This is a genomic window from Vibrio breoganii, from assembly GCF_001677275.1.
Classification (GTDB): Bacteria; Pseudomonadota; Gammaproteobacteria; order Enterobacterales; family Vibrionaceae; genus Vibrio; species Vibrio breoganii.
This window is the reverse complement of record NZ_CP016177.1, coordinates 1,589,667-1,615,417: the sequence shown is the minus strand read 5'-3', so window position 1 is coordinate 1,615,417 and position 25,751 is coordinate 1,589,667. Positions and strand designations below refer to the sequence as shown.

The following is a 25,751-nucleotide window of genomic DNA, read 5'->3' as shown; positions in this document are numbered from 1 at the left end:
CTATGTTAACTACAAATCGAATGGTTGCCTCGCTGCTATTGGCTGTGCCTTTGCTGACTGTATCCATAGCAACTAGCGCGGCCGAAGTAACGGGCAAGATCCAATCCATTATTCACTCATCAAAGGTGATCCAGTATCTAAACCCTAAAACCAAAGAGGTGAAGGTATTAAAATACACCGACGAGACTACATTGTTAGAGGCTGATTCATTTAAAGACCTTACGGTGAACACCAAGTTTAAAGCGATAGTTGATGACGACAACGTTGCGACTCAAATTAAAAGAGTGCTGGTGAAACTGCCACCTGAACAAGTGATTGATACCGATACCTTGGCTGATCTAATGGATGAGGGTAAGCCAGTATTTATCGGTGATGCGCGTCCGTTATCCGTGTATAACGCGGGCCACTTGCCTACCGCGAAGGCGACGCCATCCAACCAACTAAAAGATAATTTAGATTGGCTACCTAGTGATAAAGAGATGTTGTTGGTGTTTTACTGTGGCGGTGTGACTTGTCCGCTAAGTCCTGCAGCGCTGAAGATTGCCGTAGCAGCGGGGCACACCAATGTCAAAGCGTATGTTGAAGGTTTCCCTGCGTGGAAAGCGGATGTGTACCCTGCACACGTAAACCCAGAATGGATGGAGAAAAACCTAGATATCCACCATGTCATCCTAGATGTGCGCGAAAACCCAACCTCAAGCGTTAAAGGCGCTGTGCATATGCCTGCAAGCCAACTTGTCGAGCAGCATGATAAGTGGAACGCTGACAAGTTCGAAGTGGCAAAACGCACCGTACTTGGCCTTCGCGATAAGAAAGCACCCGTGATTATTGTAGCGGATAACGATGACAGCGATGAGGCCATAGAATCCTTCGAGATCTTAACGTTCTGGAAGTATAAAAATGCCGTGATCTTACAAGGTGGCATGCAAGAATGGACCCTAGCCAAGCGCCCACTTCAAACTGAAGGCTTGCCTACAGAGCTTGCCTACGAGAAAAAAATGCTACCAGGAGCCGTGGAAGAGTCGGTATTCGTTACCGCAGCCAAAAAAGGCAATGCCACCATCATAGATGTGCGTAATCCTGATGAGGTCGCAAGTGGTCACATTAAAGGTTCGATTAATATCCCATTATCCGAGCTTGATGAACAACTCGCCAAAGTACCAAAAGATGGCCTAGTGATACTGCACTGTGAAGCAGGCGCAAGAGCGGCATTGGGGTATACGTTGCTGAGTAAAAAAGGCTACACCAATGTGAAGTACTTGAATGACTCGTTTAAAGGGGTGGTGGCGGATAACGGCATTAGTTTGTTGTGAGTTTTAAGCCACAAGCTACAAGCCACAAGTTTTTCCTCGTGCCATCTTATGAGGAACCTAAGATTCCGGATAACCCTAACGGGTTTCCGGAATGACGCTGTGAGGGTGTGTGTTTTAAACGCACAATCCCGAATCTCGTCATCCCAGAAAGCGATAGCTTATCTGGATTGCCAGCCCAGTGGGATCTTAGAGCGCACTCATTCTCCTGTGAACAACCCCACATATTTCCCTAACAACAACCCTCACTCATTGCTATAATCCAGCCAAACCAAACAGAGTAAGCAGCACATGAGCATTAACAGAGAAGAACTACAAAACAATCCACTACACGGTCTTAAACTGGAAGACATGGTTCAAGAGTTGGTTGACCATTACGGTTGGAACATTCTTGATACTGCGATGCGCTTTAACTGCTTTCATACCAACCCCTCTGTCGCCAGTAGCGTTAAGTATCTTCGCAAAAGTGAATGGGCAAGAGAGAAGCTAGAGGCGTTTTACCTGTCTCGCTTCAAGCGCATGCCGCGTCCAACGGAAGAAGAGAAAGAAATGCCGCCAAGAATGCGTACCTTCGCAAACGGTATTGAGCCTAGAGAGCCAATGGAACTGACTGTCGATTCTATCTTGGCATCACAAGCTAAAGCGGCATCAGCGTTCAAAGAGAAAAAAGCACAAGAGCGCAGAAATCGCTCTCGCAGATAAGCGATGTAGTGCTACAAGCACTCAATAGAGATGTCTGAGAGTAACCACAAAGTAGCACTCATTAGGGTGCTATTTTTGTATTTGTAGTTCGCCTTGCTAAAAATTTCCTATCTTTATCTGTTAAAGCAACCGTTTTCTTATATCGTTTAATCCATATGCGATCGCGGAATAATTATGTGATCCATCGCACGTTTTTTAGTTTAAAATATTTGTTGCCGTGCCGTATAAAATATGTTTTCATTCTGCGGTCTCGAAGAATATTGTTCTTCGATGATACGTAGAGGCGCATCGCCTAAGAGTAGTTGAGTGGAGGTTGACGCCCCATTGAAGCTTAACGAAAGGAGTCGATGCCGAAGCAGTGTAGATGGTCACTCGCATTGCTGGGGTTGTTCTAAATAAGAATAACACTGTCATCTTCGACTCTGTCGGGATGGGGAGCTACAACAGTCATGCGCTTGCATCTTTTCTATTGCTTTAACGCCAGTCTATTGTCTATCAGTGCTCACTAATACAGCCTTCCTCTAATACGATTCTTTTTTCATTTTTGGAGTATTTTACGAATGGCTGATTATGGATTGCTATCCATCGTTCCCGCTATATTGGCATTGATTTTGGCGTTCACCACGCGCCATGTTGTTTTGGCCCTCGGCGTTGCCGTGATAAGTGGTATGTTGATCATCACTCAGGGTAACCCTGTAGACACCGCATTGATGTTTTTGACGGACGGTCCGTTTGCCCAACTCGCTCAAACTACTAATGCGCAAATCATTATTGTTATTACCATCATCTCTGGCTTTATCTACCTTGTAGAGCAAAGCGGCGGGATGACAGCGTTCTCCACTATGGCGACACGCTATATTTCATCGCCTTTAAAGGCGCAGGTGGCGACGTGGGCAACGGGTATCGGTGTGTTCTTTACCGATTCGGGTAACTCGCTTATCTTAGGACCCATGTTCTCGCCAATCTTTAGCAAGCTAAAACTAAGCCGTGAGAAGCTGGCCTTTATTATCGACTCTACCTCATCACCCGTGTGCGTGCTAATCCCTATCATTAGCTGGGGCGTGTACTCACAGGGCTTGATTGAGAATGCGTACAGCAACATGGGCCAGCAAGTAGATGGCTTTACCACCTTCTTGCAAGTGATTCCCTACCAGCTTTATGCCTTACTGACACTGTTCAGTGTGCCTGTGTATGCGATGCTGAAAAAAGACTGGGGCCCAATGGCGGAGGCGGAAGCCAAAGCGCGTTTGTCTGCTGATGTCGAAGAAGTACAGCCGAAAAGCACAGAAGGTAAGTCAGCATCTATGACGTTGATTATTCTTCCGCTAGGGGTGCTGTTTGGCTCTTTGATTGCGCTATTTACTTACAACTACCATCTGCATGGCACCATTAATGGTCCAGTGATTCGTGCAAGTCTTGGTACGAGTTATTTGATTGCGTCCATTACGGCGATTGGCTACTACGCCTACACCAAGACAATGACCGCTTCTACTGCGTTCAATACCTTTGTAGCGGGCATGCAGCGCATCATGCTGATCTTGATGATCTTGCTACTGGCTTGGACACTCGGCGATATCTGTAAAACATTGGGTACCGGTGATTACATCAGCCAAGTGATGAACGACCGCCTGCCTGTATTCTTGTTGCCGGCAGTCATCTTCATTATCGGTAGCTTTATATCGGTAGCGACAGGTTCATCGTGGGGCACATTTGCTATCTTGATCCCAATTGCTGTACCAGTGGCTTCCGCACTAGGCGCTGACCCAATCATCTGTATTGGCGCAGCTCTAAGTGGTGGTATGCTAGGTGACCATACGTCGCCTATCTCTGATACGACAATTCTGAGCTCAATGTCGACAGGTTGTGATCACGTCTCTCACGTACGAACCCAGTTCCCGTATGCAATTTTGACTGCTGTTACAGCGTCAGTTGGCTTTATGCTAGCAGAGATAACTCGTAGCCCGTACACGATCCTAGCTATTGCAATTCTTCAAGTTGCACTCATTACCTTTATGGTACGTCGACAGGGTAGGATCCAGCGCGCCGTGCCTGCTGTATAAGAAGGAATTTTAAGAAATGAAAACACTATTTTGGCTTCGCGATGAAGTAAAACCAGGAGAACGTCGCACTGCACTGACTCCCTCTGGCGCAAAAGCATTGATTGATGCGGGTGCTGAGATTTCTGTTGAACACAGTGAAACGCGTATCTTTCCAGACCAAGCTTACGCCGATGTAGGCTGTCAGCTGGTGGAAACACACTCTTGGGTAGATGCTCCAGAGCACGCTTATATTCTTGGTCTAAAAGAGCTGGCAGAAGAAAGCTTTGCCCTTAAGCACAAACACATCTACTTTGCTCACGCTTTTAAAGGGCAAGACGAAGCCGTTCAGATCCTTTCTCGTTTTAAAGAGGGCAGTGGTCAGGTTCTAGACCTTGAATTCTTGCGTGATGAACAAGGCCGCCGTGTATGTGCATTTGGCTACTGGGCAGGCTATGTGGGCGCGGCAATTGGTCTTTCAGGTTATGTTCATCACACACAAAGCAGTGATGTTTACCCAGCCGTTGAAAGCTATGCCGACCGCTCTGAGTATCTAGCTGTACTAGGTGAGCAGTTAAAGAGCGCCGAGCAAGCACCAAAGGTATTGGTTATCGGTCAGTTCGGCCGCTGTGGTAAAGGCGCAATGGATCTATTCACAGACCTTGGTCTTCAAGCACAAGGCTGGGATATCGAAGAAACCAAAGCCGGTGGTCCATTCACCGCAATCAATGACTACGATATCTTAGTGAACTGTGCATACCTTGCAGAAGGTACGCCTCCATTCCTCACTAAAGAGAGCTTAGGCGAATCACCACGCCTAAGCATGATCAGTGACGTAAGCTGCGATCCAAACAACCCTGATAACCCAATCAGGATCTACAACCAGTGCACTAAGCTCACCAAGCCAATTATTGACTCAGTAGTTGAAGGTGTTCGCGTACAAGCCGTAGACCACCTGCCAACCGTCCTGCCAAAAGAGAGCAGTGAAGACTTTGCAGGCCAGTTGCTACCGCACTTGATTGACCTTACCCAAGGTAAAGATCCAGAAGGTATCTGGGCTAGAGCGGAAGAGTTTTACTACTCCGCTGAGAAGTCGGTGTTGGCTGAAGCGTAAGTAAGTTTCTATAGCTTAACTAAGATAGAGAAAGAGGTAGGTGCTAATGCATCTACCTCTTTTTTCATATACGGCATGAACGTGGTTAGACTATGCGACCACGCAAAGACTTGGTCTGTCCTTTTTTCTTCTTCGAATCGATACGTCGTCTTTGAGAAGCCTTGGTTGGCTTAGTTGGTCGACGTTTTTTCTGCACCACAGTGACACTCTTAATCAATTCTTGAAGACGATTGAGCGCATCTTGTTTGTTCAACTCTTGGGTTCGATACGCTTGAGCCTTGATCACCACCACACCCTCACTAGTAATCCGACTATCTGAAAGGGCAAGCAATCGCTCCTTATACACAGCAGGCAGAGTAGAGCGATTGATATCAAAGCGCAGATGTATTGCCGAGGAAGTCTTATTAACGTTCTGACCACCCGCACCCATAGCGCGAATGGCAGTCATTTCGATTTCCCAATCGGCTAGGGATACTGTGTTGGAGATGTTTAGCATAATAATTGAAACTAATTTAATTTCTTGTGCGTGTATTCAGCTAATCGGTAGTCGATCAGTTCTTTGACTAATTTCTGAAAGTTTAAAATGTCATTTTCTTCCAAGTCTTGGCTTAGTTTAAACACGTTATCTTCAATTTTAAAAGGAGCAAAAGGAACCCCGGTGTTTTTTGTTGTGTAAGCTTTTATAGGATTACCTTTCCAGTAGTTAAGCCATTTCTTGTCACTGGGCAAATATTCCTTTTTTTCTTCTGGTAGATCTAGGTCATAAAGTCTTGGATATGACTTTAATACATGCCAACTTTTTTCGGCTAGTGCGTCCAATGTTGGAGGATTGCGAAATCCGTCTAATTCGATTAACGCTTCGAGTAGTATAGGCTTGTATGATTTCTGCCTACTAGTTTCCTGTATGTCTGTAAGGAAAAAGGTTTTCCATCTACTTACCAATGATTTTAGTTCTTTACTATCGGAGTAGAGTGATACGAACTCAAGCCAACTGCCATGTTGTTTATTTACCTTTTTCAGGTCGTACCCATGATGGAAAAATTCTGTTGCTGTAGGTCTGTGTCCCAATCGAGCTTCGAGCATCTCAAATTCTTCGCGAGCAGTATTTTTGAAACGTTTTTTTAACTCGGTCCAAAAGTTGATGACCTCAGGGTCGATATTAATGTGGCAACCTTCGCCTAGCTCGGTTAGAGAACCATAATGCCCTTTTTCTTCACCAATAGCATTGTTGTTTGTTCCTGTTAGAGGGATTTGTAAAAGGTCATTGCGACTTAAGAAAGACTTATGGTTACCAAGGAAATCTAACACTACAACATGCGATTTATTAGGGGATGTTCTGAGCCCCCGTCCAAGTTGTTGTAGGAAAATGATATTGGACTGAGTAGGCCGAATCATGAGTATGGTATCTATAGAAGGAAGGTCGGTTCCTTCATTGAAAAGGTCGACTGAGAAGAGAATCTGTATCTCCCCTTTACCCAACATCGTCAAGGCCTCATTTCGCCTAATTTCTGATTGGCTATGTACCGAAACGGCTTTATATCCCTTGCCATTGAAGGCTTTATTGAACTGCTCTGCCATATAATCACAGTGTTTGACTGAAATGCAAAAAGCCAGTGTCTTGCTTTGTTGGTGAATCTCCCAATGCTTGAAAATATGTTGGGCACGACGAGTTGTAGCAAACTCTGCATCTAGAGCGTTAGGATCAAATTTACCATTTCGCCATGGGATCTCTTGATAATCTAGGGTGTCATCCCAGATACCATAGTAGTGAAAAGGGGCTAAAATGCCCTGATTAATACCGTGAACTAGATTGCGTTCAAATACTAGGTTGTTGTTACAGAGCGAGAGTATATCTGCTTGGTCAGTACGCTCCGGAGTAGCCGTTAAGCCCAACAGGAATTTAGGTTCGAAGTATTGCAGGATATTTAGATAATTTTGGGCACGGGCGTGATGGAACTCGTCAATCACGATGTAATCGAAGTGGTCCTTATCAAACGTTGCTAAGTGATGTTCTTTTCCAAGCGTTTGTACCGAAGCAAATAGCATCTGTTTATCTGTTGCTTTGCTGAAACTATTGAAGTACCCAGCCGACTTCTGTGGCCAAAGCTTGGTGTAGGTATTGAGAGCTTGTGTAAGTATTTCCTCTCTGTGAGCGACAAACAGAGTTCTTTTAGCATCTAATTGCATGGCGTCAAATGCTGATAACCAAGTTTTTCCCATACCAGTCCCTAGTACTACCAAACCACGGGTATATCCGTTACTCCTAGATTCTTGAAGTGCTTCGAGTGCTTCCATTTGCACGTTGTTGGGAGTGTAGGTTTCTTCGGGTTCTTTAACCGCATCGCTGACCAGGGAGATTGCTTTTGGTAGTTGTCTTCTCGCGATATAGCTATCGATCCAACTATCGCTCAAGTCAATACTGTTTTGATGAGAGAATATCTTGTCGAATTCTTTTCGAATTAACTGAAATTGTGTTGCTTCAAAGGAGCTCTGTGGCTCTTTGTGGTCGAAACGAATACACCATTCATGAGCATTGGTGAGTGCGGCTCTACTAATATTGTTAGAGCCTACAAATGCAGAGCCGTGGTAGAAGGTGTTCTCTTTGTCTGAGCGAACAAAAATATACGACTTTATATGAAAGCTGTGATTGTTGGACTCAAAAATTCGAAGTTCAACATTAGGTGCACTGAGAGCCATCAGAGCTCGAAGAGCTACAGGATCTGTAATACCTAGGTAATCTGAAGTGAGAACACGAAGTTTTAGAGGGTAAGCGTTACTGTGTGATCGTTCGATAGCTTCTTGGATGGCAGGGAGGATAAGTTGTAACCCTGAGCTTTGGATAAACGAAACAGCTATATCGATTTCCGTTGCATGGTTGATGGCATACAACAGTTGGTCAAGAAGAGGATCGTCTCCTCCTGTAGTAAGGATATTCTCTTTAAGATTTAGCTGGGTATTAGGCATATTTATTGTTCTTTTTTAGTATTGCGTTCAACCATTTCTCGTTTTCACGCCCTGCTCTCAGATCCGAGGTTTCCCACCAAGTATCTACTTCTAAACTGCCTGTTGCAGCGAGGCTCTGTTGCAGTTGTTCCAAGGTTAAATCCCTGAAAAAGCGACCATTTCTATCTAACTCTGATTTACCGAGTTTAAAAGAGCAGTAGAAGTAACCATGGGGTTTTAGAAACTCGCTTAGATGAGAGAATGTGTTATCCAGTTCATCCATTGGAACATGCAACAATGATGCACAAGCCCAAATACCATCATAGGTCGCTGGCTCAGATTGAAATTCGAGAAAGGTAGTTTGCGTGACTTCGAGCCCAGTGAGTTCTGTGGCAAGCTTTGTGAGTTCGGCGCTGGCATCGAATGCATCGACTTGGTAACCCTTGTCCAGAAAAGCCTTGCTGTCGCGACCCGAACCACATCCTGCATCTAGGATTCTCCCACCATTTGGAATCAGTGGTAGAAACTTCTCGTACAGAGACTGCATTTCAACATCTATAGTCGAGTCGAAAAACTGTTTGGCGTTTTGGTTGTAGTATCGGGTGGTGCTGTTCATTGGCAATCCTTTAGTCAGTGCTCTAATGGTAGCAAAATACTGAGAGGGAAGGGTGAGATAACTCTCTGTTATTTGGAAGATTATTTACCAGAAACTAAAAAGCCAAGGCATTTTAAAACCTTGGCTTTATCAACACTAGATGAGCGTTTACGCCTCTAGCACTTCAAACTCAACCGGGCTGTCCATATTGTCTAGGAACTCTTCAATCACTACGCGGTTGTTGGCGTTGATGGTAATTCCCCATGGGGTTTCTTTTGCATCTTCAATGAAGATAATTTGTTCTGCGTTTGATTCCCAAAATTTCACGCTAGAAGCATCGAAGTAGTCGTGAAGCTTTTGAGATAGCGTGCGCTTTAGTTCCGAACAAAGCTGAGAGTTGTAGTCCCTTGGGAGTAACGTTACTGAAAACATAATGAACCTCTCTATCAATCTGAAAGCATGACACTGCGGATTCGCAGGCATGTTTATTTGATAGATATAATACCTAAGAGTTCCATTTTATACTTACCACTACGCGCCACTTTGGAACGAAAACTGCTCAATCTAAGCTTGCAAAATAATCGCCAGATTCTGTGAACTTAATCACTTTACCTAATACACGTTTACCGTCTTCACGTGTACGGCGGTATTGAATGTAGCGGCTGTGCTCTGGGCCAAAACTGATGTGTATTGGTCTATCTGAACCGTAATAGTAGAGACGGTCAAAGGGCAGGTGCTCTGTGATGAATTTCGCGACCAAATGCATCTTGTCTTCAAAGCCCTTTACCCACAAATCACAGGCTGCGCCGTCTCGAGTGCAGATTCTATTGCCTGCTAGGTTAAGCTCACTTGCAGCGTGCTGATCTTCTTTCGGGCCAGTATCGCGAGGGCTAATCCGCTGTATATAACGGTTGAGCTCACTGCTGTTAAATCCATACGAAATAGTGACTTCGCCAAGCTGCGCTTCAATGGGAACGAGTATCTGAGAGACCAGTTGCTCTAGGCTTAGTTTAGAGTCGGGGTTTGGCGCGTTGTTACCGACATATTCTGGGTGAGCCTGCTGATGCCAATGGATGAGCTTATTTAAGAGTGGGTGGTTCATAGACTGATGCGGTTATCGATTGAATACAGATAGATTAGCGTTAAAAGCGACCTAGAGTGTCTTTTATGTACAGTGCATAGAAAAGTGCCCAGCAAAAACTGGGCACTTTTGAGTGCTGTGACCTGATAGGCACTCTACTGCGGGCGTTTAGCCGTATTCTCTGCAATCTTAACAATCACCTTCACCGCTTGTTTCATGCCATCAATGCTGACGAACTCATGAATGCCATGGAAGTTATAGCCGCCGGTAAAGATGTTTGGACACGGCAAGCCCATAAAGGATAAGCGAGCGCCGTCAGTGCCACCGCGAATAGGCTTGATGTTTGGCTCGACATCGCAATCAATCATCGCTTGCTTGGCAATATCGATGATGTGCGGGTACGGCTCTACCATCTCACGCATGTTGTAGTAGCTATCGCTGATCTCGAGTTCAACATGTCCGTTAGTGAGTTGGCTATTGAGCTTGTCAGCTTGTGCTTGCATGAAGGCTTTACGGCTTTCTAGTCCATCACGGTCAAAGTCACGGATGATGTAAGAAAGCTCAGCCTTAGCCACAGCGCCAGTCATTGAATTAAGGTGATAGAAGCCTTCATAGCCTTCGGTGCATTCTGGTGTTTCTTCACTAGGCATCAGCAATTGAAATTGCGCTGCCATGTTGATGGCATTAACCATTTTATTCTTTGCGGTGCCTGGGTGGACGTTAACGCCGTGACAAATCACTTTTGCCGATGCCGCATTGAAGTTTTCATACTCAAGTTCACCAACAGGGCCGCCGTCTATGGTGTAGGCCCACTGGGCGCCGAATCTTTCTACATCAAATAAGTTGGCACCGCGACCAATCTCTTCGTCTGGAGTGAAACCAATGCAGATGTCGCCATGTTGTATCTGTGGGTTGGCCTTAAGGTAAGCCGCTGCTGTGATGATTTCGGCTATGCCTGCTTTGTTGTCTGCCCCTAGCAGGGTTGTGCCGTCAGTCGTGATCAGGCTTTGACCCTGCAGTTTGTCGAGATCAGGATATTGAGACGGAGTGAGTACCTCTCCTGAATCGCCCAATACAATCTTGCCACCTTGATAGTTGTCGACAATCTGCGGTTTTACATCTTTACCTGAAGCGTCTGGGGCGGTGTCCATGTGGGCAACAAAGCCAATGGCTGGGACATCAAAATCGACATTAGATGGAAGGCGAGCCGAAATGTAGCCATTGTCATCGAGAATCACATCACTAAGGCCAAGCTCGCGCAGTTCGCTTTCTATCTGCTGTGCCAGAACGCGCTGTCCTTCTGTGCTTGGGCACTGCTCGTTTGCACCATTCGATTGAGTATCAAAGCTTACATAGCGCAAGAAGCGCTCAACTAAGTTGTCCATTGTTCTACTACCTTATTCGTTCTTTAGCCCAACAGTATCAGGCTAGTGACGGCAAATTGAGTTGCGATATATCAGTTTTCAGTAAGTTTTGAAAAATTAACAAGCAAGGTGTTGATGGATTCAATCCAGTCTTTGCCCATCAGAGCAGCCACTACTCAATAAAGCGGCCCTTCAAACCTCTCATGCAATGCCTAGACGATCCTGACCTAGTAGTGTGATCTAGCGCATTGCCCAAGGCGTTTCATATTAGCCTTTAGTCTATATTGTAAACAATTTGATTGTAATTAGTGATTAATGAGCCTATTTTTTAACCATAAATTACAGATTGTCGACAATGTGAAGTGGAAATGAATATTCCCCAATTAGTAAAAGACTCAACCAAATCAGAGAATCTTACCGAATTTCTTATTGAAGCTGTGGTCAGTGGTGACTTGGCTGAGGGCAGTAAGATCTCAGAGCCAGAGCTCGCCAAACGCTTTGAAGTGAGCCGCGGTCCATTGCGTGAAGCCTTGATGCGTTTAGAAGGGGTAGGGCTGATTGAGCGCATCCCGCATGTGGGCGCTCGAGTTATTAGCGTGTCTAAGCAGCACTTGGTGGAGCTGTATTGTGTTCGCGAGTCGTTGGAGGGCATGGCGGCAAGGTTGGCCGCCAAGCACATTACCGAGCCAGAACTAGAGCGATTAACTCTGCTACTTGAAGCGCACGGCGATCACCTTGCCAATCGAGATGGGGAATCCTATGCCCTGCAACAAGGGGATTTCGATTTCCATCATCAGATCATTCACGCCAGCCGTAATTCGCACTTGATAAAGCTGTTGTGCGGCGAGCTGTATCACTTAATTCGAATGTATCGTTATCAGTCTCCTAGAAGGCATAACGATCCGCACAAAGCGCTACTAGAACACCAATTTATCTTAGAAGCGATTCGAAACCGCGATGAGGAACTGGCCGAGATACTGATGCGTCGTCATATCTCTGGTAGCCGTCGTTTACTCGAATCTGAAATTGATTGAGCCATTGAGGACAAAATGATGAGCCAAGGAAAGAAGTTTAGACAGGCGGTGGCGGACAACCATCCATTACAGATCGTCGGCACCATTAATGCGTATTGTGCGTTGATGGCAAAGCAGGTAGGGCATCAAGCGATCTATCTGTCGGGTGGCGGTATTGCTAACGCCTCTTACGGGTTGCCAGATTTGGGCATTACCGACCTTAACGATGTGCTGGTGGATGTGGAGCGTGTGACCAATGCCTGTGACTTACCCTTGCTGGTGGACATAGATACCGGGTTTGGCGGGGCGTTCAATATCGCCCGTTGCATTAAATCCGTAGAAAAAGCCGGAGCAGGGGCGGTGCACATTGAAGATCAGGTGGCGCAAAAGCGCTGCGGTCATCGTCCAAACAAGGAAATCGTTACTCAGCAAGAGATGGTGGATAGGGTTAAAGCCTGCGTTGATGCGCGCATCGACCCTGACTTTGTGATTATGGCGCGCACCGATGCACTGGCAGTAGAGGGCATGGACAAGGCCATTGAGCGTGCCATTGCCTGTGTTGAAGCGGGGGCAGACATGATCTTCCCTGAGGCCATGAATGAATTGGGTCAGTATCAAGCCTTCTCTATGGCTCTGCAGTCAGCAACGGGCAGGGCAGTGCCTATCTTGGCCAACATTACTGAGTTTGGTCAAACGCCGCTGTATAACTGCGACGAATTAGCAGAGGTGGGTGTGGACATGGTGCTGTATCCATTGTCGGCGTTCCGCGCGATGAATAAAGCCGCAGAAATGACCTACATGCACCTGTTAGATCAACGAAACCAAGAAGCCCTGCTTGGGGATATGCAAACGCGAGCGGAGCTGTACGACTACCTAAATTATCACGACTTTGAAGACAAGCTGGATAAGCTATTTCGCCAATCGTGATACCGGATTAATGAAAAGCCTGAAGCGCGTAGTGATAGAACAGCAGTAAATGCGCAGACGGGATACAAGGAGTGATTATGCCATTAACAACTACCGCGCCAATTGGAGGCGCAGGACTGCGAGGCCAATCGGCCGGTGTTACGTCATTATGTACCGTGGGTAAATCGGGTACGGGCCTTACCTACCGAGGGTACGATATTTCAGATTTAGCCAAGCATGCGGAATTTGAAGAGGTAGCGCATCTACTATTGCGCGGACATCTGCCTAACCAAACCGAGCTTGATCAGTACAAAACAGCCTTAGTGGCGCAGCGCGGTCTGCCGGATGCATTAAAGAAAGCCCTTGAGCTGATTCCGGCAACGGCGCACCCGATGGATGTGATGCGAACCGGTTGTTCGGTATTGGGTAACCTTGAACAAGAGCAAGACTTCTCACAGCAACAGCAAGCCACAGAGCGAATGTTAGCGCTGTTTCCGGCCATGATTTGTTACTGGTATCGCTTTAGCCATGATGGCGTGCGAGTAGACACCGAAGATCAGTCTGAGTCTTGTATTGGTGGTTATTTCTTAAAACTGCTCACGGATAAATCCCCCTCAGAACTTCATAAGCAAGTGATGCACTGCTCGCTGATTTTGTATGCAGAGCATGAATTCAATGCCTCAACCTTTGCCGCTCGCGTGTGCGCCTCAACCCTTTCCGATATTCATTCTTGTATTACGGCGGCTATTGGTACTTTGCGTGGGCCTTTGCATGGCGGGGCAAATGAAGCGGCAATGGAGATGATTCAAGACTGGAAAAGCGCGGAAGAAGCAGAGCAAAAAATCCTGCAAATGCTAGAGGCGAAAGACAAGATCATGGGCTTTGGTCATGCGGTTTATCGCGAGTCAGACCCTCGAAATGCACTGATTAAGCATTGGTCAAAGGTATTGTCTGAATCCGTGGGTGATACCAGCCTTTATGCTGTGTCGGAGCGTGTTGAATCGGTGATGAAGCGAGAGAAAGGCCTGTTCTGTAATGCGGATTTCTTCCATGCCTCGGCCTATCACTTTATGGATATTCCCACCAAGCTGTTCACGCCAATCTTTGTGATAAGCCGATTGACGGGCTGGGCGGCGCACGTTTACGAGCAGCGTGAGAATAACCGAATCATTAGACCAAGTGCAGATTATACCGGCCCTGAGCATCAAGACTGGTTACCTATTGAGAAGCGTAAATAAAAGGAATTTATTATGAGTAACAATGTAGATATTAATGAGCGCCAAGCCCCTGATGAACTGTTGGTGACCATTGCCGACTATGTAATGAACACCGAAATTGAGTCCAGTGAAGCCTACGATACCGCGCGAAACTGCTTAATGGATACCATTGGCTGTGGCTTGCTTGCGCTTCGCTTCCCTGAGTGTACCAAGCATCTAGGCGCAGTAGTGCCGGGAATGCAGGTTGCCAATGGTGCGCGCGTACCGGGTACTTCTCATGTGCTAGACCCAATTACTGCCGCCTTTAATATCGGCTGTATTGTGCGCTGGCTTGATTTTAACGATACATGGCTCGCTGCTGAATGGGGGCATCCATCGGATAACCTTGGCGCAATCTTGGCAGTGGCGGATTATTTAAGTCAGGTAGCAATATCTGAGGGCAAAGCGCCTTTGACCATGCGCGATGTGCTAACGGCAATGATCAAAGCGCACGAGATACAGGGCGTTCTAGCGTTAGAGAACAGCTTTAACCGTGTTGGTCTTGATCACGTACTCTTGGTGCGCGTTGCATCAACGGCTGTGGTGACCAAAATGCTGGGCGGTAACCGTGACCAAGTCATTGATGCGCTGTCCCATGCGTGGGCGGATGGCGGAGCACTGCGTACCTATCGTCATGCGCCTAATGCAGGCTCGCGTAAATCTTGGGCTGCAGGTGATGCCACCTCGCGTGCAGTGCGCCTTGCGATGATCACCATGAAGGGTGAGATGGGTATTCCCACCGTGTTGTCAGCTCCAGGCTGGGGTTACTTTGATGTTCTGTTTAAGGGTGAGCAGTTTAAGGTGAATCAACCGTTTAACAGCTACGTGATGGAAAATGTTCTGTTCAAGATCTCTTTCCCTGCTGAGTTCCACTCTCAAACGGCGGTAGAGGCCGCGGTGACCTTGCACAGTGAGGTAAAAGATCGCTTGGATGAAATAGAGCGTATTGAAGTGACCACACATGAGTCGGCCATTCGCATTATTTCTAAGGTAGGCGAGCTGGCAAACCCTGCAGATAGAGACCACTGCCTGCAATACATGATTGCTGTGCCAATGATTCATGGTGACTTAATTGCAGAGCATTATGAGGATAGCTTCCATAAGGGCGATCCACGTATTGATGAGCTTCGCTCGAAGATGAGTATTGTAGAAGATTCTCGTTATACCCAAGAGTATCTTGACCCTGAGAAGCGATCTATTGCCAACGCCATTCAGGTGTTTTTTAAAGATGGAAGCTCAACGCAAAAAGTTGAGGTTGAATACCCAATTGGTCACCGTCGCCGCAGAGAAGAAGGCATCCCTGTTCTTGAGCAGAAGTTCTTGAGCAGTCTGCGTACCCGTTACCCAGAAGCTAGCTGTCAGAAAGTCTTTGCGCTATGTAAGGATGCTGACCGTTTAGAGCAAACCCCAGTTCAAGAGTTCATGAATCTGTTGGTCATCAACTAATTGGAGACAGGCTATGTCGAACTATCAGGATGAATATAACAATGCTGCGACTAACCCTCAGCAGTTTTGGAAAGAACAGGCTCAGCAGATAGATTGGTTTACGTTTCCTACTCAGATTTTATCTGATGATGAAAATGGCATTGAGCGCTGGTTTGCTGACGGCGAGCTGAATACCTGTTGGCTTGCTCTGGATTACCACGTTGCCAATGGCCGAGCCAACAACACGGCGCTGATTTATGACTCGCCAGTCACGGGCACCAAAAAACGCTACTCCTATGTTGAGCTTCGCGATGAGGTGGCAAAAGTGGCAGGCATGCTCAGCAATCTTGGGGTAGAGAAGGGTGACAGAGTCGTTCTTTACATGCCAATGATCCCTGAGGCCGCAATGGCGATGCTTGCTTGTGCCAGACTCGGCGCTATTCATTCTGTGGTGTTCGGCGGTTTTGCGCCTAATGAGTTAGCCGTGCGTATTGAGGATGCTGAACCAAAGGTGGTTTTGACCGCTTCCTGTGGCATCGAAGTGAACAAGGTGCTGGAGTATAAGCCCTTGGTCGATAAGGCGATCATGGACAGTCGCTGGAAGCCTTCAAATGTAGTGGTATTCCAACGTCCTCAAGCCTTGGCAGAGCTTGGGCATGAAAGAGATCTTGATTGGCAAACAGCGGTAAGTGCTGCCAAGCCTCATGACTGTGTTCCCGTTAAAGCCACCGACCCGTTATACATTTTGTATACCTCAGGCACCACAGGTAAGCCTAAGGGCGTGGTTCGCGATAATGGCGGACATGCGGTCGCGATGAAGTACTCGATGAGCAGTATCTACAATATTGACCAAGATAGAGTATTTTGGGCCGCATCGGATGTGGGCTGGGTGGTGGGACACTCCTACATTGTGTATGCGCCGCTGATTCATGGCTGTACTACTTTGCTATTTGAGGGCAAGCCAGTAAGAACCCCAGATCCGGGCGCATTTTGGCGAGTGTGCGAGGAGTATCAGGTTCAGGCGATATTCTCTGCGCCAACGGCGTTTAGAGCCATCAAGAAAGAAGATCCGCAAGGGGTTGAGCTGGCAAAATATGACCTTAGCAAGCTTGATACCATCTTCATGGCAGGAGAAAGGCTAGATCCACCTACGCTGGAGTGGGTTACTGAAATGACTCATAAGCCAGTTATCGATCACTGGTGGCAAACAGAAACCGGCTGGGCGATCGCCGCGAATTTAACGGGTATTGAGATGATGCCAGTGAAACCGGGCTCGGCAACCGTTCCTGTACCGGGTTATCAAGTGGAAATACTGGATGAATCGGGAGATCAAGCAAGTGCTAACCAGCAAGGTTATGTGACCTTGAAACGCCCATTACCACCGGGCTGCTTGCCAACGGTATGGCGCAATCACGATAGGTTCCAATCTGGGTATTTGAGTCATTTTGATGGGTATTACCTATCAGGTGATGGTGGCTACATGGACGAAGACGGCTACCTGTTTATCATGGGTCGTATTGATGATGTGATTAATGTAGCTGGGCATAGGCTATCTACTGGTGAAATGGAAGAAGTGGTCGGCGGACATCCAGCTATAGCGGAATGTGCGGTTGTGGGAATCCATGACGACCTTAAGGGGCAAAAACCCCTTGGGCTGGTGGTGCTCAAAGACGGTGTGTCAGTGGAAGATGCCGCTCTTGCTTCTGAGTTAGTTGGCAAGGTTAGAGCGGAGATTGGCGCGGTAGCGTGTTTTGATCAAGCGCTGGTGGTGGATAGGTTGCCTAAAACTCGTTCGGGTAAAATCCTGCGTCGCGTGATTCGTCAAATTGCCGATGGTGAGCAGTATGTTGTGCCCTCTACGATTGATGATCCTAGTAGTTTGACTGAGATTGAAAGGGTGTTGGAGAGGTAGGGTGACCGGGTGCTAGGTTACTGGGGGTAGCGTATTTGCTATGTTCAATGAAACGGATTTCTTCGAGGGTTTATATCGGAGATGTTCGTTTTTTGTTGTGTAGGTGTATAAATCAGATGCTCGACCAGTGTGCTGGCCCAGAAGAGCACTCGAGCATGACGTGACTTCCTAAGTCATTCAGGCAGTGTTTTAAGGTTCTCTGTACTTTCTTGGATGGCAATTAGAACAAACAATGCTGAAAAATACCGTCATTCCGGCAGTGTTTTAGCTGGAATCTTAGATCGCACCCAACTACCCATAGTGCATCCCAAGTTTCTGGATAGCGACTAGGTCGCTTCCAGAATGACGTTTTTTTTGACTACTTGCGCTTAAACTAACCCTACTTAGTAAGATCAATTTGATACAAATCAGATGCTCGACCAGTGTGCTGGCCCAGAAAAGCACTCGAGCATGACGTGATTTCTTATGTATTTCTGGGATGCCGATAATAATTAAACATGGCCCCAAATTATCGTCATTCCGGCGGGCTTTTAGCCGGGTTGCCGGTACAGCGGAATCTTAGGTCATGCAAAACTACGTATTGTGCGCTCCAATATCCCGCTGTCTCAGCTGAACCTTAGACCACACAAACCTTAGCCATGCACTCCCCAAGATTCTGGATAAACTCTCCGAGTTTTCCAGAATGACGTTTTTTTGACTACTTGCATTTTAAATTAACGCTACTTAGTAAGATCAACCTGATACAAATCAGATGCTCGACCAGTGTGCTGGCCCAGAAAAGCACTCGAGCATGACGTGATTTCTTATGTATTTCTGGGATGCCGATAATAATTAAACATGGCCCCAAATTACCGTCATTCCGGCGGGCTCTTAGCCGGAATCTTAGGTCATGCAAAACTACGTATTGTGCGCTCCAATATCCCGCCGTCTCAGCTGAACCTTAGACCACACAAACCTTAGCCATGCACTCACCAAGATTCTGGATAAACTCTTCGAGTTTTCCAGAATGACGTTTGTTCGACTACTTTCCCTTTAAACTAACCCTACTTAGTAAGATCAATCTGATACAAAGCAAACCCACTTTCATCAGTCGCAACTTGTTTCATAGGGTATTGACCCTTGTCCTTGATGAACTGCGCTGCTTTTTCACTTGGTGAGGTTTCAAAGCGGACATCAAGTTTGGTGGCGGTTTTAACAGGAGCGAAGCGCCAGTTGTTGTCTGCGCTTGGGGTTACTTCACCTTTGTCTGCACTTACTTGTGAGATGTAGTTAGCAACGATAGTGCGGTTTTCATCTGGTGAATCGAACGCGATAAAGTCAGGACCTGTACCTGGGAAGCTGTTGCTGTAGGCACGGTAGTTGTTGGTGGCGATGATGAAGTCTTGCTTCATATCGATTGCTTTACCTTGATAGGTTAGGCCAACAATACGCTCAGACTCTGGGTTGATCACCTTACAGCTTGCATCGTACTTAGCAGGCTGGGTCACATCGATTTGGTATTCAACGCCATCAATCACGTCAAAATTGTACGTTCTGAAGTTATCCCAGTCGATAAGTCCTTGCGGCTCAGTGCTGTTCACATCGATTTGGTTGAATTGACCGGCGCTACACTCAAGCCACTCTTTTACTTCATTGCCTGTTACCTTAAGCGCTACGAGCGTGTTCGGGTATAGGTACAAGTCAGCTGCGTTACGGAAGGTTAGCTGGCCTGATTCTACTTCGGTGAAGTTAGCAGGATCGTTCTTACGGCCACCTACTTTAAATGGTGCAGCGGCGGAAAGTACAGGTGTGCCGTCTAGATCAGGGTCACCTTGAATAAAGCGCTCAACGTAATCTTTTTGTGCAAGATTAACAATCTGAATGGTTGGATCGTCTTGTACAAGAGCAAGGAAGCTGTACATCACGTCGTTTGCTTTACCAATCGGTTGGTTAACAAACTCACGCGTGCCTTTATGATCTTCTTCTAGTGCTTTAACAATACCAGCATCAGGCTCTGCCAGTGACTTGTTGTTCGCCGTATCAAAGATAGGACGAGCCTCAGACTGACCGTCAGTCACTACCCATTTGCCGTCTTTTTGTGCCAGAGTTAAGTCCATAACACCCACGTGGCTGCCCCAGCGACCTGGCATAACAGCGGTTACACCGTTGATTGTACCTTTCTCGTTATCGATGCCTTGGATGTTATCAAAGCCTTTGCCTGGGAATACTGCGTGAGAGTGGCCAAAGGCGATAGCATCAATACCTTCAACTTCTGATAGGTAGTATGTGGAGTTTTCTGCGCCTTGTTTGTACGGGTCTTGAGATACGCCAGAGTGAGGGATCGCGACAATGATATCAGCGCCTTCTTTCTTCATCTGAGGGACCATCTTTTCAGCGGTTTCTTTGATGTCTTCCGCGTAAACACGGCCTTCTAGGTTCTTCTTGTCCCATACCATGATTTGCGGTGGTACGAAGCCGATGTAGCCCACTTTTACTTTATGAGACTCGCCGTCTACGTCAGTAAAGGTATGCTCCTTGATGATGTAGGGCTTAAACAGGTGCTCGCCGGTTTTTTTGTCAAACACGTTGGCACTGATATAAGGGAATTTGGCATCGTTGATGGTTTCAAATAGAAACTCAAGGCCGTAGTTGAATTCGTGGTTGCCGATGTTACCCACATCGTAATCAAGCTGGTTCATAGCCTTGTAGACAGGGTGTACTTCACCCATTTTGATGCCTTTAGAAGCCATGTAGTCGCCCATTGGACTGCCTTGGATCAGGTCACCATTGTCAACCAATACACTGTTATTTACTTCGGCGCGCGCTTCTTTTACTAGAGTCGCTGCACGTGTCAGACCGATTTTCTGTGATGGAGAATCTTTGTAGTAGTCATAGTCCATTACGTTGGTATGAATGTCGGTCGTTTCGATAATACGAAGCTTGATTGTGTCTGCCATAGCAGGGCCAGCCATTGCTAGCATGCCACCTAAAACGGCCAGTGAAATTGGTTTGATTGATGTTCTCATTGTGCGCTCCACGCCAAAAGAGTGATAAACGCGCTAAATGTAACAAATTGAGAGGAAAGGACGGTGATTTAGTGTCAATAGGTCGCTATCTTATTGCGATTCTGCGACCTATCTCACGACTCTTTAAGCGGGTTGAACGTCGAACTTACGTAAGTATCTGGGTAGCATGGTTTCATTGCCCAAAATGCCACCTTGGTGAACATACAGTACCTTGATGTCTGGATTCTCGTCCATCCATGGCAGTAGGCAATTCCACATGTAAGGGTCATACAAAAGGTCAAACTCGACGTTGGTGATTTTCTCTAGTTTCTGCCAAATGCGGAATTCACTTTCATACAACTTGCCAAAGTGATGCTTGTAATTAGCAGACAATACGGTAGGAAAGTCCTTGCCACCGAGTTCTTGCCATTGAGAGTGAAGATACTCGTTACCCCCCACGCAGGCGCAGGTCAGCACTGGGATTTCATGTCGCTTGAGGTGTTTGTGTAGATAGAACGCGGTCGTGCCAGTGCCAGAGGGAAGGGCGATAGCAAATTTTTGATTGGGGCGATAGCGAGTCCAAGTGAGTAATTCGCTCGCTAGCCCTTTAATGCCTTCTTCTGACAGGTAAGAGCGCCCGCCTTCGGGGATCACCAGACAATTTACCTCTGGTTGTCTGACGTCTCGAATGTAATCAGCAGGATGAATACCTTCTGAGAAGGCGCTGTCACATTCTATGATATTAGCGCCAAGTTCGAGAGCGCCTCGGTAGTTGCCTCGAGGGTTGTCTTTAAGCCACTGCGGAATGCGCTGAACGTAGAACTCCAGCTTCCATTTTTTGATTTTACACAGCGCAGCCAAAGAGTAGAGAGAGTTGGCTTGTATGGAACCGTAACCGATAAGGGTATCAATGCCAGCATAGTCATCTTGTAACAACCGCATGAATTTTCTAGCTTTATTGCCAGAAAAATGTTGATGTAGTTGGTCATCGCGTTTTAAATAAAAACAGTGGTCGCGAAAGATATGTTGTGTAACTGGACTAGTATCAAGTTTCATAGGTGTGCTTAGCGATCATTATAGGGCAAGTCGAATCAGCAAAAGTCGGTCATCTTAGTGTTATTTGACGCTTAAACCAAGATGATTTGTTCACATTAATACGAATTTATATAAAGGTATGGAATGAAAAACGGACGCTTTTTGCGTTTTGCTAAAGTCGGCGCCGTAGGTTTTGTGGTGGATATTTTAGTATTTTCGATATTGGTTTACGGGTTTGGCTTACCCACCATGTTATCGAGAGTACTTTCATTCATTGTCGCTGCCACCACGACTTGGCTCGGCAATCGCTTGTATACATTCAAGAGTACCTCAGATCGTTTTGGTCAATGGAAGCGTTTCTTTCTCTCGGCTTGTATCTCAATGCTGCCAAACCTGATGGTGTTTAAAGGCTTACTGCTTTTCCTTGGGGAAAACCCCATTACCCATGTTATTGCGTTCGTGTGCGGTGTTGCGGCGGGCCTAGTGAGCAATTATCTACTTAGCGCCCGTTGGGTCTTTCGATAAAAAAGGGTCGCTAAATGCGACCCTTAGACGTTATCGATTATGCATGAAGAGTTTGTGCGTCGTGCACTTTATCTTCTGTAGTGTCCGGCTTGCTTTCCGCACCGTGCATCCATTTAACTAGCGTGTTCGACATGAACAGTAGAATAATGCCAGAGACGGTTGCCGCTACTGCAATGCCACCAAAGATAGACATAGCGCCGTAGTCGCCTACGTGAGAGCCAATGAAGCCCGCTACGTAGTTCGCAATGGCGTTGAAACCAAACCACGCACCCATTAGCAATGATGCTAGGCGAAGCGGAGCCAGTTTGGTCACCATAGAAAGACCAATTGGAGAGATACACAGCTCACCTAAGGTATGGAAGAAGAACGCGCCGACCAACCAAAACATTGAGGTTTTTACTGTCTCATCGCCACCTTGTTGAAGTACTGCGCCTACCATGAACAAGAAGCCAACCGCTAGGAAGAACAGCGCTAGAGCAAATTTCACTGGCGAGCTAGGCTCACGTTTACCCAGTTTCACCCATACCGCAGCCAATAGTGGTGCGAGTAGCATGATGAAGAACGGGTTTAAAGATTGGAACCAAGCTGCAGGAACTTCAAAGCTACCTAACATACGGTCAGTGTATTGCTGGGTGTAGATGTTCATCAAGCCGCCAGCTTGCTCAAAACCTGCCCAGAACACGATAACGAATAGACCCAGTACCATGATCACTTTTAGGCGATCAGTTTCTTGTTTGGTCAATGGTGCTTTCTGCTTGTTGCTGTTTTTTTGCTGAGCCAGTTTAGCTGCAGGAACAGTGCCGATTTTGCCTAGCCAAGAATTGCTAAGGCTTACCTGAAGTACCACACTCAGCACCATACCGATGCCCGCCACAAGAAAGCCTGCGTTCCAACCGTAAGAGTTAGCCACACTACCTGCAACAACACCGGCGATAAGCGCGCCAAGGTTGATGCCCATGTAGAAGATGGTAAATGCACCATCACGACGGTTATCACCTTCTTCATAAAGGTCGCCAACCATAGTCGAGATGTTTGGCTTAAATAGACCGTTACCCAAGATAAGTAGCGTTAGACCAAAATAGAACGTGGTATGAATATTAAGTCCAAACGCATGGTTAGGGAGCGCTAATGAAAATTGGCCGAGGGCCATTAACACACCACCAATAAGAACGGACTTGCGTTGTCCTAAGAAGTTATCTGCAATCCAGCCACCAATAAGAGGAGTAATATAAACTAGGCCAGTATAGATACCGTAAAGATCAAGTGCTTCCTTAGTGCTCCAACCAAGACCGCCGTTAAGCGTGGTGTCTGTAAGATAAAGAACAAGGATGGCACGCATTGCGTAATAAGAGAATCGTTCCCATAGCTCGGTGCTAAATAGGAGAAATAGGCCGCGCGGATGGCCTAAGATGTTTTTTTGAGTAGTCATAGTTGTGTCTGTATATAGTATTTTTAGTATGAACGCAGTTAGGTATACAGGGATGAAGGCATCACATCAATGACCGTAAATTGCATTAAATATGCACATTTAGTGATTAAGTTGTTGTTTTGTAGAGGTTAATTGGAATAAATAGCACGTGGATCATGTGCTGGAAAGTAACTTTCCATTTTTGCCTATCAAAAATTATCCAGAGAAAAAATCGCACTGAAATTGTTTGCAATGCAAGCGGTAAGGTTGTTTTTTGCACACAAAAAAATCCCCAATATCTGAATAACAGTTATTGGGGATTAATGTGTACTTTAGCTTGTTAATTAAGCCAATTTACTTAAGCGTAAAGCTCTAGGTTCTCTTTCGCGTAAGCTTCAAATTCTGTGCAACCACCAACGTGGTCTTGGTCGATAAAGATCTGAGGTACTGTTTCTACAGGTTTACCAACAGTCTTCTCTAGGTCTGCTTTCGAAATGCCTTCTGCATGGATATCAACGTAACGATAGTTAAAATCTTCACGCTTCTCTTTAAGCTCTTCAGCAATGTCTTTTGCGCGAACGCAGAATGGGCAGCCTGGACGACCAAAAATAACTACAAACATAAAATTCTCCTTTTCCGTTGCAGAAACTATGCCTCAACCCTTCGCTGAAATAAAGAATAAATTACCTGTTACTGTGATAGGAAGCACCTATCAAAACTAAGCGGTGACGGTTTAATCAAAACTAGATATCGAACGAAGTGTGATCTGATATGTAATGTAAACTGTTTGTAGGTCTTTATGAAAAATTTGATTGAAGTAAATCAATAAATTAGTACCCATTAGGGTGCATGCTAATGCTTACCCTAGAGACTAACAGAGGATGTTTCTATGTTTCAGTTTATGACTACATCAAGGATCGTATTCGGCGAGGGGGCTCTTCAATCATCGCTCTCAATCCTTAATCAATTTGGTTATAGCGTTTTGCTAGTGACAGGGAAGGATCTCTCTCGCTCGCAAATGATTACCCGTTATCTAAAAAGCCAGTCAATGCGCTATCAACATATTTCCGTGAGCAACGAACCCAATATTACTATGGTCGAGGAGTCCGCTGTTGTTGCGCGCCGCTTCAAGCCAGATATGGTGGTGGCTATTGGCGGGGGCAGCGTGATTGATATGGGGAAAGCGCTAGCAGCAATGGTGACTAATAATGGGGATCTGTACGACTATGTGGAGGTCGTGGGGCGAAATGTGCCAATTAAAGCGGCCCCTCTTCCTATGATTGCCATTCCAACGACAGCCAGTACAGGGGCGGAAGTCACTAAAAATGCCGTACTAAAGTCAGGCCAGGACAAGGTAAAAGTAAGCCTTCGCAGTCCGGAGATGCTGCCTAACGTTGCCATTGTTGACCCAACATTAACCTATGGCACTGATGCACAAACTTCAGGGCGAGGCGCTATGGATGCGTTTACTCATCTGATGGAAGCGTATGTTTGCGGGGAGCCTAATCCGTTGACCGATATGATTTGTGAAGAAGGCCTTAGGCGCTTAGCCCGCTCTATTATTGCTGGATGTCGTCAAGACAACCCAAGAGCACGTTCGGATCTCTCATTTGCCGCCATGTTGGGTGGAATGGCAATTACCAATGCAAAACTAGGTGCGGCTCATGGCTTAGCTTCTGCTTTGGGAGGCAAGATAAGAGCACCCCACAGTGTAATCACCGCAAGACTGGCCCCATTCGTGATGAACGAGAATATGCGAGCGGCTAAACAAAGTGGGCGCAACGATCTTCTGACGCGTTACCGTAAGATCGCTCAGTTTGTTACGGAGAATGATGACGCGCATATGGATGATGGCATACATTGGGTCAATAGCATGTTGGATAAGCTCGAGTTGCCGACCTTGTCTCACTATGGAATATGCGACGTGTCGTTCGATTCAATTGCAGAGGATGCCTTGAAATCTGTGGCAATTAAGGGAAATCCATTGCCGCTAACTCAGGACCGATTGGTTGAGGTGTTAAATCAAGTGTGTGCCTGTGACCATAGACAAGATAATAGGCAGGACAGAAGAGAGCAGGGTGACGATTTACCGGAAATGGTTTGAGTCTTGCTGAGATAAAAAATGCGCGATAAATCGCGCAT

The 25,751-nt window shown here is 46.4% G+C and carries 21 protein-coding genes and 1 riboswitch; of the genes, 11 read left to right on the top strand and 10 right to left on the bottom strand.

The window, feature by feature from the left end:
* Nucleotides 1-2 precede the first annotated feature (2 nt).
* The 4 genes from A6E01_RS07480 to A6E01_RS07465 all read left to right on the top strand — a co-directional run bounded on the left by A6E01_RS07480 (nucleotide 3) and on the right by A6E01_RS07465 (nucleotide 5,162).
* Nucleotides 3-1,313 carry a rhodanese-like domain-containing protein gene (locus A6E01_RS07480; RefSeq protein ID WP_065209961.1) on the top strand — a complete coding sequence of 437 codons (1,311 nt, stop codon included), beginning with the start codon at nucleotides 3-5 and terminating at the stop codon, nucleotides 1,311-1,313.
* A 288-nt stretch (nucleotides 1,314-1,601) separates the two neighbouring features.
* On the top strand, nucleotides 1,602-2,012 hold the full coding sequence (locus tag A6E01_RS07475) for a VF530 family protein (protein WP_017026933.1): 411 nt from the start codon (nucleotides 1,602-1,604) through the stop codon (nucleotides 2,010-2,012).
* A 270-nt stretch (nucleotides 2,013-2,282) separates the two neighbouring features.
* Nucleotides 2,283-2,461: riboswitch (Lysine riboswitch) on the top strand.
* A 111-nt stretch (nucleotides 2,462-2,572) separates the two neighbouring features.
* On the top strand, nucleotides 2,573-4,072 hold the full coding sequence (locus A6E01_RS07470; protein WP_017030481.1) for a Na+/H+ antiporter NhaC family protein: 1,500 nt from the start codon (nucleotides 2,573-2,575) through the stop codon (nucleotides 4,070-4,072).
* Nucleotides 4,073-4,088: 16 nt separating this feature from the next.
* Nucleotides 4,089-5,162 (top strand): saccharopine dehydrogenase, encoded by a 1,074-nt coding sequence (locus A6E01_RS07465; RefSeq protein ID WP_065209960.1) that lies wholly within the window; start codon nucleotides 4,089-4,091, stop codon nucleotides 5,160-5,162.
* A gap of 85 nt (nucleotides 5,163-5,247) precedes the next feature.
* Here the strand turns inward: A6E01_RS07465 and arfB are convergent, their stop codons facing one another.
* The 6 genes from arfB to pepT all read right to left on the bottom strand — a co-directional run bounded on the left by arfB (nucleotide 5,248) and on the right by pepT (nucleotide 11,166).
* Nucleotides 5,248-5,658, bottom strand: a complete 411-nt coding sequence (gene arfB / locus A6E01_RS07460) for an alternative ribosome rescue aminoacyl-tRNA hydrolase ArfB (RefSeq protein WP_065209959.1) — start codon at nucleotides 5,656-5,658, stop codon at nucleotides 5,248-5,250.
* A gap of 11 nt (nucleotides 5,659-5,669) precedes the next feature.
* Nucleotides 5,670-8,126, bottom strand: a complete 2,457-nt coding sequence (locus tag A6E01_RS07455) for a DEAD/DEAH box helicase family protein (protein ID WP_065209958.1) — start codon at nucleotides 8,124-8,126, stop codon at nucleotides 5,670-5,672.
* Nucleotides 8,119-8,721, bottom strand: a complete 603-nt coding sequence (locus A6E01_RS07450; RefSeq protein WP_065209957.1) for a class I SAM-dependent methyltransferase — start codon at nucleotides 8,719-8,721, stop codon at nucleotides 8,119-8,121. The genes A6E01_RS07455 and A6E01_RS07450 overlap by 8 nt, the downstream gene beginning before the upstream one ends.
* Nucleotides 8,722-8,868: 147 nt before the next feature.
* The gene (locus A6E01_RS07445; RefSeq protein ID WP_017026927.1) at nucleotides 8,869-9,132 is read right to left on the bottom strand and encodes a hypothetical protein; all 264 of its coding nucleotides are present in this window, start codon (nucleotides 9,130-9,132) and stop codon (nucleotides 8,869-8,871) included.
* A 127-nt stretch (nucleotides 9,133-9,259) separates the two neighbouring features.
* Complete coding sequence (locus A6E01_RS07440; RefSeq protein ID WP_065209956.1) at nucleotides 9,260-9,802, bottom strand: hypothetical protein; 543 nt, start codon at nucleotides 9,800-9,802, stop codon at nucleotides 9,260-9,262.
* A 134-nt stretch (nucleotides 9,803-9,936) separates the two neighbouring features.
* A complete protein-coding gene (pepT, locus tag A6E01_RS07435) occupies nucleotides 9,937-11,166 on the bottom strand; it encodes a peptidase T (RefSeq protein ID WP_065209955.1) in 1,230 nt (409 codons plus the stop codon).
* 347 nt (nucleotides 11,167-11,513) lie between these two features.
* On the opposite strand from pepT, the gene A6E01_RS07430 reads away from it, so the two are divergent.
* The 5 genes from A6E01_RS07430 (at nucleotide 11,514) to A6E01_RS07410 (ending at nucleotide 17,657) form a co-directional block, all read left to right on the top strand.
* On the top strand, nucleotides 11,514-12,179 hold the full coding sequence (locus A6E01_RS07430; RefSeq protein ID WP_017030498.1) for a GntR family transcriptional regulator: 666 nt from the start codon (nucleotides 11,514-11,516) through the stop codon (nucleotides 12,177-12,179).
* 18 nt (nucleotides 12,180-12,197) lie between these two features.
* Nucleotides 12,198-13,085: a methylisocitrate lyase gene (prpB, locus tag A6E01_RS07425; RefSeq protein WP_039825748.1), complete on the top strand. Its 888-nt coding sequence runs from the start codon at nucleotides 12,198-12,200 to the stop codon at nucleotides 13,083-13,085.
* A gap of 77 nt (nucleotides 13,086-13,162) precedes the next feature.
* Nucleotides 13,163-14,302: a bifunctional 2-methylcitrate synthase/citrate synthase gene (prpC, locus tag A6E01_RS07420; protein ID WP_017026922.1), complete on the top strand. Its 1,140-nt coding sequence runs from the start codon at nucleotides 13,163-13,165 to the stop codon at nucleotides 14,300-14,302.
* A gap of 12 nt (nucleotides 14,303-14,314) precedes the next feature.
* Nucleotides 14,315-15,766: a bifunctional 2-methylcitrate dehydratase/aconitate hydratase gene (locus A6E01_RS07415; RefSeq protein WP_065209954.1), complete on the top strand. Its 1,452-nt coding sequence runs from the start codon at nucleotides 14,315-14,317 to the stop codon at nucleotides 15,764-15,766.
* A gap of 13 nt (nucleotides 15,767-15,779) precedes the next feature.
* Nucleotides 15,780-17,657: a propionyl-CoA synthetase gene (locus tag A6E01_RS07410; RefSeq protein WP_017030501.1), complete on the top strand. Its 1,878-nt coding sequence runs from the start codon at nucleotides 15,780-15,782 to the stop codon at nucleotides 17,655-17,657.
* Between the two features lie 1,043 nt (nucleotides 17,658-18,700).
* Here the strand turns inward: A6E01_RS07410 and cpdB are convergent.
* The gene (gene cpdB, locus A6E01_RS07405; protein WP_065209953.1) at nucleotides 18,701-20,662 is read right to left on the bottom strand and encodes a 2',3'-cyclic-nucleotide 2'-phosphodiesterase; all 1,962 of its coding nucleotides are present in this window, start codon (nucleotides 20,660-20,662) and stop codon (nucleotides 18,701-18,703) included.
* 123 nt (nucleotides 20,663-20,785) lie between these two features.
* A complete protein-coding gene (locus A6E01_RS07400; protein WP_065209952.1) occupies nucleotides 20,786-21,697 on the bottom strand; it encodes a 1-aminocyclopropane-1-carboxylate deaminase/D-cysteine desulfhydrase in 912 nt (303 codons plus the stop codon).
* 123 nt (nucleotides 21,698-21,820) lie between these two features.
* On the opposite strand from A6E01_RS07400, the gene A6E01_RS07395 reads away from it, so the two are divergent.
* On the top strand, nucleotides 21,821-22,201 hold the full coding sequence (locus tag A6E01_RS07395; RefSeq protein WP_065209951.1) for a GtrA family protein: 381 nt from the start codon (nucleotides 21,821-21,823) through the stop codon (nucleotides 22,199-22,201).
* A gap of 37 nt (nucleotides 22,202-22,238) precedes the next feature.
* Here the strand turns inward: A6E01_RS07395 and A6E01_RS07390 are convergent, their stop codons facing one another.
* Nucleotides 22,239-23,630, bottom strand: a complete 1,392-nt coding sequence (locus A6E01_RS07390) for a peptide MFS transporter (RefSeq protein WP_065209950.1) — start codon at nucleotides 23,628-23,630, stop codon at nucleotides 22,239-22,241.
* A gap of 337 nt (nucleotides 23,631-23,967) precedes the next feature.
* Nucleotides 23,968-24,231: a GrxA family glutaredoxin gene (locus tag A6E01_RS07385; RefSeq protein WP_017028800.1), complete on the bottom strand. Its 264-nt coding sequence runs from the start codon at nucleotides 24,229-24,231 to the stop codon at nucleotides 23,968-23,970.
* Between the two features lie 267 nt (nucleotides 24,232-24,498).
* Between A6E01_RS07385 and A6E01_RS07380 the strand changes: the two genes are divergently transcribed.
* Entirely contained in the window at nucleotides 24,499-25,713 is a 1,215-nt protein-coding gene (locus A6E01_RS07380) for an iron-containing alcohol dehydrogenase (protein ID WP_017030506.1), read from the top strand.
* The last annotated feature ends 38 nt before the right edge of the window (nucleotides 25,714-25,751 follow it).